The sequence below is a fragment of the Bradyrhizobium sp. USDA 372 genome, from assembly GCF_053629095.1.
In genome coordinates this window covers 5385482-5397876 of the sequence record NZ_JBRJHR010000001.1, presented here as the reverse complement: position 1 = coordinate 5397876, position 12395 = coordinate 5385482, and the positions used below count along the sequence as shown (strand labels likewise).

The window sequence follows — 12395 nt, the reverse complement described above, 5'->3', positions numbered from 1 at the left end:
CCTGTCAGGTGTGGCCCTGCGCGGTTATACAACTGCGCATCAGAACACCCATCTGGCTATGTGATTGAAGAGAAGAGATTTTGTTGAGCGGGATGCGATCCCGCGGGGTATTTTGGGTTCTGTCGCGCTCGTTCGGCGATAGATCGAGCAGCAGTTGTTATCAGCGAGGTGCGGGCGAAGATCCAAGGACCATCCGGAAGAGGATGGATGGATTCGATCTCGCCGGCTTCAGCGGCCAGCCGGAGCGTCTTGGGCGCGATCTTCAGGAGCTTTGCGGCGTTGCCAAGGTTGAGCCATGGCTCGATCCCGTCCTCGGCAGGCTTGAACACCGGGATGTGGTAGTTCGAGCGCATTGATGTGACGCGCTCGCGGGTCCAGCGATTGCCGTTGCCGGTCTTGAGGCCGTTGCGATTGAGGAGGCCGGCAATCAGATCGTCGCTGGCGATCAGCACCAGTTGACGCACGGCCTGGACGATATCGGCCGAGGTGCTGTTGCGCTGTCCGCGCCGGCGCTTCGGCAAGCGCAACTCGCTGTGGGCGCCCCCCACCCAATGAACGATGAGAACGATCTCCGAGGCCGCGTCGTCGATATCGGCCACGACCTCATGGATGAGGGTGCGCACAATGCGCTTCTTAAGACGAGCATCCGTCGTCCGCGCATCCCAGACCGTTTTGAGGTTCGAGGCCAGAACGCCGAACGAAGCTGGATCAGCAAGGGGTGCGGGCGTCGCCACATCATGCATGGCGATCTTGGCCTCAACCTCCGCCGCGTGAGCGAGCGCCCTGTTCCAGCGCGCTTCCAGCTCACTGGCCACCAGCCGGTTCGCGGGATCAGCGGCATCGTATTGCCGGAAAGCCCTGTCGGCGGCATAGCGCGCCGCTTCGAGGTCGCGACTGAGAGCATCGCGTACCTGATCGCGCCGCTCCCTGGCTCCCTTGGCGGCAGCGGTTGCGGCGGCGACAGCGCCCGGACCGACGACTCCAAGCAGCGATTCCTCGATGGCGTCATCGACGCGCAGTCCGCCGAAGGCGATGCAGTGGGCCCCGCCATTATCCATCCAGGCACGGCTGCAGCTGTAGCGCGGGATATGGTTTTCCATGCCGGAGTAGCGGAGTGTGAGCTTACGACCGCAGCGCTTGCAGCGGATCAGACCGGCCAGCAACGCGTCACCATGCTTGGGCGCGCCGTGATGCCGACTGGTGGGAACATTGCTGCTGACCATGGTGCGAATCGCCTCGAACTTCTCCCAGCTCACATACCCTTCGTGAGTGTTGGGCTTCAGCGTCAGCCATTCGTTCCGCGCCTTGCGGCGGATCTTCACGCGCACGCCCGCGGTGCCATATCCCGCCGCCACAGCTGTCTTACCATAGGCATAGGCGCCGCCGTAGACCGGGTTCTCAATGATCCGGTGGATGGCAGAGTAGTTTGGTCGCCGCCAGGCCGTGTCGCCGTTGGTCTGCTTCACCGGAAGATCGAGATTGTACTCGTGGAGCCAGCAGAGCGCCTGACGCGCGCTTCCCAGTTCCTCGACCTTGTCGAACACCAGCTTGATCGCCTCCTGGACACGCCGATCCGGGTCTTTCTCATAACGATCGCCGGCCTTCACGAAGCCGACGGGCGCTGTCACAACCAACTCGCCCCGGCGCGCCTTCTCGTAGCGTGCCGAGAGCGAGCGCTGGCGCAACAGATCCAGCTCGTACTCGTTGAGGCTGCCCTTGAGCCCGAGCAGCAGGCGGTCGTTGCCGTGTCTTGGCGCATAGATGGTCTCTTGATCGACCAGAACGGTGTCGACCACGCGGCACATCTCGATGAGTTGCTGCCAATCCCGGCTGTTGCGGGCGAAGCGCGAGACCTCGCGGGCGCAAACCGCACCAACCTTGCCAAGGCAAACCTCCGCTACCATCCGCTCAAAACCAGCGCGTTGTATGCCGCCGGCGGCTGAACGACCGAGATCATCATCGATCACTTCAACCTCTGACCACCCGAGAGCCGTCAGCCGGTCCCGCATGGCGTATTGCAGCGCGCTGCTCTCGCGATTGTGCAACACCTGATGGGCCGAGGATTGACGCACGTGAAGAATCGCCTTGCGCTCCAGATGATGAGGCCTGACCTTGTCAGAGATCATGATCGACCTCCTTCGCGGGCAGCGTTGCTGTCCTCGCAGCATGGTCGAGGATCAACTGCGTCATCAGGCTCGTGAGGGCCGCCCGGGCTTCCGCCGGCAACTCCAGCCATGCGGGCGCGCCGATGGCGCCGTTTGACAGGCCACTCCCGAACAGATCCATCTGCGGCTGCGGCCGCGGCCGCGGCTGCGGCTGCGGCTGCGGCCGCGGTTGTCGATTGTGTCGGTATCCGCTCCCTGGCATTGCCGTCTGGCGTGACATGAGTCGCTCCCCGATTCTGGTCGTGAGAGACTCTGGATGCGCCAGAAAGCAGGGCAGCTGATGACGTTCGACCCTTCAACGCCAGATCGAGAAGCGCAGAGAGCGCCGCAAGTGCATCGATGCTGACAAACGGCTGAGCTGCCAAAAGCTCGGCGTCAGGGCATGCTGCCCGATCGAACATCCATGCTGGAACCTCCAACCATCGATCCGCTTGCGATCCATCCAGAGAGCAGCGGAAAGTGACATCATCAGCCTTCCCGACCGTTCCATGAACGCAAACTCGGCGACCAAACCAGGGATGAAATCGATAAAGAACCTCGCGAAAAACGGTTTTGTGGGCGTTCTTGAGTCTTGTTGTACGATGCGGTTCGATTACATGCCCCTATTCATACCGTGATGAGGATACTCCGATGTGGTCGGCTTGATACTCTGCCCGCGGCACGAACAATGCGGGCGGCTCCCCACTATGCGATCGAACGAAATTGCAACTCGAATGTTTGACCAGCTTGGCAGGAGCGTGCGTCGTTAATGGCTCCGCACCTGTCGTACCCACCTCGCGGAGAATGCAGATGAGCTCTACATCGCGCAACGATTTGTAGTCGCGTTGCACGCCTCGCCTCCTCCTCGAGGCCCGACGATACTGCAACTTTGCACATCATTGATGGCGCCCTCTGGTCGTGGTCCAACTCAGTCAGCTTGACTTCGGAGTCGCCTACCTTTCCAGACATCCGGATCGCGGCTTCCGCCGCAAACATGTTTAGCTTATCTCGAATCCGCTACATCATCAGAAGACCCCAACATTCGCATCGGAGGTCAGCGAAGAGGTCGCTCATAGAGCCAGCTACGCTTCGTGAGGATTGCCCGCACTTGGTAGCGCGCAGAGCGCTAGAGTATGGGGCAACGTCTAACAGCAGCACGCTTTCGAAAATGGGTTCACGGACTGTCATTGCCGTCTTCGTGCCCGGCCTAGGCCGTCTACACCGCCTTTCCGCTGACAACGACTTTAGTACCTAAACCGCTACGATCGCCTCCCAATTTGGGACACGCATCCGACCGCCGCGTCCGCAGCACGGGGATGGATCGATCAGAACGTTAACACAGGGATCCGACAGATCCTCGAGCTTTCAAGAGCGTTCTGCGCCGCGATCTCACCTCGCCTGGTGGTCCACGGCGCCCCGTGACGATCGGCGACGAAATAGAAGCACGCCCTTCAGCTGCGGGCGCGTAATTTGCTTCGCATTCCGCCGGAGCAACCCAAAGTCGCGCCTTACACTTCGCCATATCTGCATTAGGGGCAACGGCACCGATGCCGTTACCTTAGATAATACCCTGACGTCGCGCTTTGACGACGCACTAAGTCCGGGTGGATGTTTCCAGCTTTCGCATCGCATTCTTGAGATGAAAGTTGACGGTATTCAGGCTCACGTTCAGGATGACCCCGATCTCCCAGGATGACTTCCCTTCCTCGACCCATCGCAAACACTGTCTTTCCCGTTCCGACAGCACAACCTCTTGCCTATCCGCCATGAATTTCTCCTGTAGTCCAGAGAACAGGAAAGCATCAGCAAATGCCATACCACTCAGTGGCGCCAGCAAACTGTCGGCGAGGCAGGACAAATTCTTCGGCGATTGCCGCGCCATTCGCGCGGATCCTGCCATCCCACCGCAGCCCTGTCGACAGGCTTGCGACGTATGTCGTCAACCTGACAGCAGCATTGCGACAATCGTGGCTGTTCGATATTTGCGTCAAACTCTATGTGAGCCGGATATCACTAAGGGCTCCTCCCCCGCCGAGGAGTGGGGGGCAATTCTCGCTGGGGGCCGCAGCACCAGGCTCGCGAACGGAAGGTCATTCATTTGCATACAAAACCCTTCTTCCAGCCTTAGGCGCGAGGCCAATCAACCCATAGCGAAAGCTTTGCGTTCGGCGTGCCTCCTATCGCGATCATGCAAGCCTTTGCGGTCCCGATAAACTACCAATGCTGGTCATTGAGCGGCATCACGCCGAAGCGATATGAGCAGTGACATTGGTGGCAATCTAGGTCGGCTTACGGGATTTAGGCATGCAGTATCAACCACAAGCCGTTCGGCCCACCGCAGGTCATCAATGCGCGCGGCCGTCGCCTGCCGAAATGCTTCATGTCCAGGTCTGCTCGAATGATGAGCTCTCGTTTCTGATGGAAGCGCATGAGGCGATGAGCCGATCAGAGGCGAACGGGGGAATCATAGAACTTAGGCACGGAGGGCGAGTTCCTCCCCGCCACCAAAACGTCAGTCAAAGCAATTTAAATAGCGCTGCCGCACCTGTGTGAATCCTTGCGGCCGCGCTGTAGCAACGTAGCGTTAAGGTTGAACTCGGATTGTAATCTAATCCTCGGAACGGCTGCGACCCTGGCTACTTCGGATTCACGGCATCGCGCCTAGATGCCATCAGCGGCTTTGCCGTCCCGCTCTGATCAGTCGCGGCAAAGGTGACCGGCCAACAACTAGCAGGCGCAGTTCGCGCTGTGGGGCCTTCGGTGGCCAAGGTCAAGAGTACCTGAGCGAGAAATAGCGCCGCCCTCGAAGGGCGGTTTGGTGTCGGCATCAGCATGCACGCGCACCGCACAATCCTATCTGCCAGCCTTCCGTTCTGAAACCAGCCATTCTGCGAGGGGATCGCTCGATGCGGCCTCCCCGGTAGGCAGACCGGAAGCCCGGTCCAGATACCAGTCAATCGCCTTGCGATCCCAACGCTGAGTGCCGGGGATAGCCTCCGGCACCAAGCCCTTCTTAACCCACGTGTTGAACGCGTCCTTGGAGCAGCCACAATAGGCTGCCGCACTGGCCTTAGTGAGGCCCCGAGGTGCGATCTGATCGGCTCGTAGTATCCGCTCCGAACGTCTCAGCTCTGCGGGCGAAGGTTTGTCACGCTGATGATCACCGTCCATTTGGACCTATGGTAGAAGTTAGCGGCAACGTGACGGCGCCCCGAAGCGTTGGAGGTAGAGCGCTGTCCCTAGCACGCCCCGCCAACTTCAGCATGGCCAGCCTCAAGCGGCAGAAGCTGACGGCGGAAAGTATCGTCCGGAAGGCCCATGGCGCAACTACCAGAACCGGTTGCTGCCAGGCGCTTGGGCGATCAGTCTCAGTGACCGGAAGCAACGCGGGCGCGGCTCGGCGCCAGGTCAGGATAAGAATCGGGCGTTGTCCCTACCGCGCCCGCGCTGCGATTGAGATTAGCGGTGACGTGACTCGGCGCTCTAGCCCCCTCGCGTACACCGGGGAGGCGCTGTCCCTGCCAAGCGCCGCTAAGCTCAATGGCTGAGTATTCGGGCTAGCTTTCCAAAAGCTGACAAGGACCCGCGCGGAAAAATCTACAAATGAAAAGCGGCCCGTGTGGGCCGCTTGCCGTAGACGTTCAGGCCGCAGACAAAAGCCGTTCGGCCCGCTTACGATCAGCGGCAGCCGCACCACGACGACGGGCCGGATCGGCGCTCAGCCGATCTATTGCACGCTTACGGCTGATCGGCGTTACGACTTCACGCCCTCCAGGCTCCATCTATTCGACCAAATAGAGCTTGCCGTTCGGTTTGCGCATCAGGCGAGAGCGACTTTCGTACCAAGCGCCACTTACCGGGCCGCGATCAAGCCTGATGCGCGTGACGATAGCGGCATCGCTTGCGGTGTCGGAGACGATCTTCGAATTCGAGACGTTGCGGATGGCTTCCATTTTTATTCCCCTACAGGCTTCTGAAACGCCGCAGACACTGGATGAAGCCTCCGTGGCGGCGGGAGGTTCAGAACCTGTAGAGGACAGGCGAGCTAAGCCTTATATCGCTGCCCTCCCGCCATGCGGAACGTCGAACGGAAATCCGGACACAAAAACAGCGCCATTCGAACGTTCGGCGCTTTGGGCGCCTCCAAAAGGGGTTCTGAAACCTTTTCTGCCAACACCAATCCAATATAACACTGATTTTTCTCGCATTTTGTAAGCTGACATTCCTTACAAAACTAACGACGTTGCGACCCTCAGCCTGGATGCCAAGACTGCGCGGCGCTCAGCCTGTCAGTCTCGGAGAACGATCAGAGCGGCGCGAACGGTGCGCTGATCTCACCGTATCTCTGCTTCAGTTGCCACAATCTGTGAAGGCCGAGCGCTCGCTCAAGCATCGGCTCGCCGCAGCATTTCATCACGCCCCCTAATGGCGCGAGCCGGAATGTCCTGCGTCAGCCGCCAAGCCAGGAATGGCAACCCGACTTCGGGCAGCTCATCCGTCAAGCGCAGGACGTTGATTGCCACATTTCCTCAACTTCGCGAGTGCATGCGCGAGGACATCGGGAGTGTCAGTCTCGACGGCCGCAGTGCGAGGCGCGAATTGCAGTTTGACTACACTGCTCACTCTACGCTCCTGCCGAGCCGAACGACCTTGACTTCGATACGCGCAACGCTGTCAGACTTGATGTCTGTTACCTCGAAGGCTTCACCGGTGCGAATGAGCGTGATGCGATAGCTTTGCAGCAACGGCCACGGCAGCGCCTTGTGATCGAAAGTGAAGATGGGGACGCTTGTGGTTATGAGCGGGCTCAGCGAATGGCCGCGCGAATGCACCTTTTTATCGCCCATCACCACAGTCTCGGGCTTCGCAATGAATACTGCGATAACCCTCGCAGCTCTGTCAGGCTGAGGCTCTCCGGGAAAGTTAGGCCTCCCAGCATAACCAGAACGGGTTCGCCCATATTGTCGTCAATGGCTGCGCTGACACGCTGGAGGCCTGCGCGCCACGTTTGTGGGAATAGCATCGTCATTCTTGTGATCCTGTGGGCGGCCCTTGTGTGGACTTAACCGAATTGTCGCCAAGTCCCTGCATTCCCGTGCCGAGCTGGCCGTTGAGTTGAACGCGTGAAGCCGCTTCGGCCCGAGCCACAACGGCTTGGAGGTATGCGGACGGCTCGACGGTGACCGTGATGTTCTGATGCATCTCAGCCTCGCCGCTCACAGTCCCGTGGACTTCTTGCCGTGGCCTCATCCCTGGGAGGGCCGCGTTGAGCCCGCAATGATGGAGTCCTGCAAGCCCTGAGACTGAATGCCCGTATCGGCTGAAGGCAGCCGACCGATGTCCGGCCTCAGGATAGCATCAGGACGCAGCACTCTATAGATTTTTCGACAATCCGCGCGTCACCGAACACGGCGTGATGGCGGGACATTTCGCTGCGACTGCAGCGCGTTCAAAGCCCGCGAAGGGCCTGTCCTGATCCTGCAGGATACGACCGAGTTCATCTACAGTCGCCCGGCAACATCGGCTACACAAAGACCATCAATGCTGGGCGCTATAAGGCCGGACAACCCACCACCCACACCTTGTGCGGCGTGTTGACGCATTCGAGTCTGGTCGTCACCACCAGCGGAACTCGACTCGGCCTGTCCGCGGTAAAGTTTTGGACCCGCAGCAAGTTCAAAGCAACAGCTGCGCTCAGGCGGCTCGTGAACCAAACGCGCGTGCCGATCGAGACAAGGAAAGTTATCGCTGGCTCGAGAATTTGCGTCAGTCCATCGCGCTTCTGGGCTCGCCCGAGCGCTGTGTGCACATTGGCGATCGCGAAAGCGATATCTACGAACTCTTTTCCCTGGCGCAGGATCTCGGGCGCGGTTTCTTGTGCGCGTTCAGGCCAATCGGCTGGCTGAACCAGCGTCGGAGGCCTCGCCGACGAATGCGGCCCATCGCGTGTTCGCTCAACTTGCCGCGGTCCCTTGGTCCGGCCGCCACCGGGTCGCGAATTGGCGGTGAAGATGGCGAAACTGCTTTCTTGCAGATCAAATTCGCCTCGGGGAAAACATTGCCGCCAATCAGCAAGCAAAAGCGCTAACCGCCGCAAACGCTCGTCTATATTCATGCCTTGGTGGTCGACCCACCGTCGAATCGTGACCCGATCGACTGGAAGCTCGTAACCAATTTGCCTGTCGACGACTTAGCAGCCGCCGTCGAGAAGCTCGACTGGTACGCCTCGCGCTGCAAGGTCGAGGTGTTCCACAAGATCATGAAATCTTGGTTGCCGCGCTGAGGACGCGAGATTGCAGACGGCCGAGCGGCTGGTAACGCTTCTCGCTCTCGCTACGGTTGTCAGCTGGCGCATTTTTTGGATCACTATGTCCGCCCGCGCTCAACCGGATGCGAGACCCGAGACTGTCCTATGCCCGGCGGACATTGAAGCACTCGACCGCATCGATGCGGCGCGTTCCAAACCGCGCATCCTTCGCCGAACGCTCGCAACTTACCTTTTGCAGATCGCCGTGCTCGGCGGCTATCTCGCCCGCACACGTGATCCTCCTCCAGGAAACATCGTCGTTTGGCGAGGACCAAGTTGCAAGATGTCGCCGTCGGCATCGCTATCGGGGCACCCCGAAGATGTGGGTAATTGAAAGCCTCACCGGATGCTTACTCCGATAGTCGCCACCTGGCGACAGCTTCGTCGTCAGCTTACAGACAGGTAAGTGCTTCAGAGGTTACAACGTATCGTAGTGGACTGAGTCTACTCAGTCCTGGCAAGGGAGTATGGAATGGATCCTTTTGAGGCAGGACCGATTCTGCGCGGCGATGGGATCTCTTCGAACGAACAAGAGGGGCAGGAAAACGAGGCCGGGGCGCAGTGGGACGGAGTGCTGACAGGCTATGACGTGGCAGATTCAGCTCATGCGGAGGATGACCAAGACCAGACGGTTGAAAATTGGGCTGCCGAACGGGACGTGGGCCCGCTCGAGGATCGAGAAGAAGCCCTAACGCGATTAAATCTTTCTGAGTTCAATCAACATCTCGATCTCGAATCGTTGTCCCTGACCAGTTTGCCCAGATTTTCGACCGATCTCAGGCGGATCGACGTTCCCTTCAATCGGCTAACCAGGCTGCCCCATACCCTGCCCGCCACCCTCGAGTCGCTCAACGTCGGTCACAACCAGCTGACCAACTTGCCCACCCTTCCGGCCGTGCTCGCTTATCTCGACGCGAGCAACAACCGGCTAGCGAACCTGCCTGACGCCATCCTCCCGCGCTTCAGTTTCTCGATGTCAGCCACAATCAGTTGCAGAATCTGCCGGAGGTCCTCCCTGCCACGCTCGAGAGGCTCCGCGTTAGTGGCAACCGCTAACCAGGTTACCCGAGGCGCTCCCACCCGGGCTCGAATTCCTCCTAGCTGACTATAACCAGCTAACCAGCCTACCCGAGAACCTACTGACGCAGTTGGGCGCTGATGCCAACGTAGATCTGTCTGGAAATCCGCTGCCGGATCAGGTGCTGACGAAGCTGCATACAGCCGTAATGCCGCGGACTATACCGGTCCATCCGTCATACTTCCGGGCAACCACGTGAGTGCACTATCCTCGATGAACAGGACCATACTCTCACCGAAGCCGTCGCAGACTGGCTCAGGGGCAATCCAAAAGACGGCGATCCGGAGGTGCTGGCCGCTTGGCGGACCTCTGCAGAGGAGCCGGGCGCTGAAGAGTACGCGCTTTTCCTCGGCAAGCTGTTCGAGTCCGTCAACTCTGACAATCAGGAATTCCAGCAGTCGGTGGCGAATGATCTACGCGAGGCGGCGAAGAACCCGCAATTGCGTGCGCAGTATTTTCAACTGGCCGCCGATGCCAACCAGACCTGCGAGGATCGCAGAACGTTGACTTGGAACGGTATGCAAACAGCACGTCTCATCGCAGACGTGGAGAACGGCGTCTATGACGATAGGGCGCGGCCTCCCGATCTCATCGATCTGGGGCGCGTCATGTTCCGCGTGGATGCTCTGGAAGGGACCGCGCGCGAGAAGGCTCACTCGCTCGGCTCCGTCGGCAGAGCCGAAAACATCGATGCCATCGAGGTCTATGTTGCTTATCAGAACAAGCTACGCGAGCGGCTGGGACTGCAGCACGTCGCGCCGAATATGCGCTTCTTTGAAGTTTCCGGCGTCACCGACGCTGACGTTGACAGTGCAGAGATAACCGTGCGGAGTAAGGAGGCGGCGGAATTTGCTGACTATTTGGCGACGGACTGGCAACCTTGGGACGATGTGGTTTCTCGCATCGCCCTGACGCCCATGCTGCGATGCAGGACCAACTCATTGATGCAATGGGCGAAGAGTTCGACAACAGACTGGAGCAACAGCTCGCCGACAGAGACTTGAGTGGAACTGATTCTGATCTCGTCGAGGATGCCAAGCGAGAATTAGGTGCCGAGGTCCGTAAGGAAATTGCCCGCGAGATCAAGGGCGCTCTAAGGGATAGGGTGCTCAATGATCACGGCCTCCGGCTGTGAAGCAGCCTTTGTTAGTTCGCACGAGGCATAGCGCTGTACGTCAGGGCTGCGGAGCGCCGGCCTAGACGCCGGCGCATTGCTCAGGTCAGCTGCTAAAATGCGTGCACGTAGCGGCGAGAGTCGGACTCCCTTCCCCGATGCCGCAACTGCGCGAAGACCGCCGTAAAACAGGGAGCCCAAAAAGGCCGGGCTCGATTCTGTGACCACCGCCGTGTACCACCGATTCGGCCCGCAACGCGGGTAAGCATCAGAACAGCGAGGCAGCCATGGTAAAACCGTTCCAGTCCAAGACCCATATCGGCAATCATCTGCTGCATCCGGAAACCCTGATGCTGACCTATGGCTATGATCCGCAATTGTCGGAGGGCGCCATCAAGCCGCCGGTGTTCCTGACCTCGACCTTCGTGTTCAAGACCGCCGAAGACGGCCAGGACTTCTTCGACTACGTCGCCGGCCGGCGCGAGCCGCCGGAGGGCATGGGCGCGGGCCTGGTCTATTCGCGCTTCAATCATCCCAACAGCGAGATCGTCGAGGACAGGCTCGCGATCTACGAGCGCACCGAGAGTTGCGCGCTGTTCTCATCTGGCATGGCGGCCATCGCAACCACGATCCTGGCCCTCGTCCGCCCCGGCGATGTCATCCTGCACTCGCAGCCGCTCTATGGCGGGACGGAGACCCTGCTGACGAACACGCTTGCGCGTCTGTCGATCGGTGCCGTCGGCTTTGCCAGCGGAATCGACGAGACGGCAGTCAAGCAGGCCTCGGAGGAGGCCATGGGCAAGGGGCGGGTTTCGATGATCCTGATCGAGACGCCCGCCAATCCGACCAACGGCCTCGTCGACGTCGCAATGATCCGCCGCACCGCCGAAGCCATCGGCAAGGCTCAGGGACACACGCCGGTCATTGCCTGCGACAACACGCTGCTCGGGCCGGTGTTTCAGCGACCGATCGAGCACGGCGCGGATCTGTCGCTGTATTCGCTGACCAAATATGTCGGCGGCCATTCCGACCTGATCGCGGGCGCTGCGCTCGGATCGAAGGCGATCATGAAAGGTATCAAGGCGCTGCGCGGCGCCATCGGCACCCAGCTCGATCCGCATTCCTGCTGGATGATCAACCGTTCGCTCGAGACGCTCAGCCTGCGGATGGAGAAGGCCGATGCGAATGCGCGGCTCGTGGCGGACTTCCTGCGCGACCACCCGAAGGTCGCCAGGGTGCACTACCTCGGTCACCACGAGCAGGGCTCGCTGTCCGGCCGTGTGTTCGCGCGGCAATGCCTGGGTGCGGGCTCGACGTTCTCGTTCGACATCGTCGGCGGCAAGGAGGCGGCGGTGAAATTCCTCAACGCGCTGCAGATCCTCAAGCTGGCGGTGAGCCTTGGCGGCACGGAATCGCTCGCAAGCCTGCCGGCGACGATGACCCATTCCGGTGTTCCCGCCGACATTCGCCAAAAGATCGGCGTGCTAGATTCCACCATCCGGCTGTCGATCGGGATCGAGAACCCGTCGGATCTGATCGCGGACCTCACGCAGGCGCTGAACGCGGCTTGAGCGAGGGAATCAAAGCGGATTGGACGCGCGGCACGCTGACATGATCGCCGCGGCGGCCTCATTGCTCTGCGCGCAAGGGAGCTGCCGCACGAGCCAGACGTAATAGCCCTTGCTGGGATGCGTTTAGCAGGGAATCGCCGGCAGGCCGTCAATCTCACTCGATTTCGAACCATTCGGAGAC

At 60.1% G+C, this 12395-nt stretch carries 9 protein-coding genes and 1 pseudogene; 4 read left to right on the top strand and 6 right to left on the bottom strand.

The features are described 5' to 3' along the window. Window positions 1-56: 56 nt before the first annotated feature. The 3 genes and pseudogenes from AB7M16_RS25380 to AB7M16_RS25370 form a co-directional block, all read right to left on the bottom strand. The gene (locus AB7M16_RS25380) at window positions 57-2126 is read right to left on the bottom strand and encodes a recombinase family protein (RefSeq protein WP_260374218.1); all 2070 of its coding nucleotides are present in this window, start codon (window positions 2124-2126) and stop codon (window positions 57-59) included. Further along, window positions 2116-2286, bottom strand: coding sequence for a hypothetical protein (locus AB7M16_RS25375; RefSeq protein WP_158626816.1), 171 nt, complete (start codon window positions 2284-2286; stop codon window positions 2116-2118). The genes AB7M16_RS25380 and AB7M16_RS25375 overlap by 11 nt, the downstream gene beginning before the upstream one ends. A gap of 1452 nt (window positions 2287-3738) precedes the next feature. After that, a pseudogene (locus AB7M16_RS25370) lies at window positions 3739-3900 on the bottom strand (helix-turn-helix domain-containing protein); the annotation flags it as partial. Window positions 3901-4856: 956 nt separating this feature from the next. Between AB7M16_RS25370 and AB7M16_RS25365 the strand changes: the two are divergent. Continuing rightward, on the top strand, window positions 4857-4928 hold the full coding sequence (locus tag AB7M16_RS25365; RefSeq protein ID WP_074448345.1) for a DUF3606 domain-containing protein: 72 nt from the start codon (window positions 4857-4859) through the stop codon (window positions 4926-4928). Between the two features lie 998 nt (window positions 4929-5926). Here the strand turns inward: AB7M16_RS25365 and AB7M16_RS25360 are convergent. From AB7M16_RS25360 to AB7M16_RS25350, 3 genes are all read right to left on the bottom strand, one after another. Further along, the gene (locus AB7M16_RS25360) at window positions 5927-6097 is read right to left on the bottom strand and encodes a hypothetical protein (protein WP_453945436.1); all 171 of its coding nucleotides are present in this window, start codon (window positions 6095-6097) and stop codon (window positions 5927-5929) included. A 666-nt stretch (window positions 6098-6763) separates the two neighbouring features. Next, complete coding sequence (locus AB7M16_RS25355; protein ID WP_453945435.1) at window positions 6764-6994, bottom strand: hypothetical protein; 231 nt, start codon at window positions 6992-6994, stop codon at window positions 6764-6766. A gap of 701 nt (window positions 6995-7695) precedes the next feature. Further along, window positions 7696-8259: a hypothetical protein gene (locus AB7M16_RS25350; protein ID WP_158671273.1), complete on the bottom strand. Its 564-nt coding sequence runs from the start codon at window positions 8257-8259 to the stop codon at window positions 7696-7698. A 664-nt stretch (window positions 8260-8923) separates the two neighbouring features. Here AB7M16_RS25350 and AB7M16_RS25345 point away from each other — a divergent pair. The 3 genes from AB7M16_RS25345 (at window position 8924) to AB7M16_RS25335 (ending at window position 12214) form a co-directional block, all read left to right on the top strand. After that, complete coding sequence (locus AB7M16_RS25345) at window positions 8924-9556, top strand: hypothetical protein (protein WP_050996259.1); 633 nt, start codon at window positions 8924-8926, stop codon at window positions 9554-9556. A gap of 260 nt (window positions 9557-9816) precedes the next feature. After that, window positions 9817-10533, top strand: coding sequence for an NEL domain-containing protein (locus AB7M16_RS25340; RefSeq protein WP_245454689.1), 717 nt, complete (start codon window positions 9817-9819; stop codon window positions 10531-10533). 397 nt (window positions 10534-10930) lie between these two features. Next, window positions 10931-12214, top strand: coding sequence for a cystathionine gamma-synthase family protein (locus AB7M16_RS25335; RefSeq protein ID WP_124163931.1), 1284 nt, complete (start codon window positions 10931-10933; stop codon window positions 12212-12214). Window positions 12215-12395 lie beyond the last annotated feature (181 nt).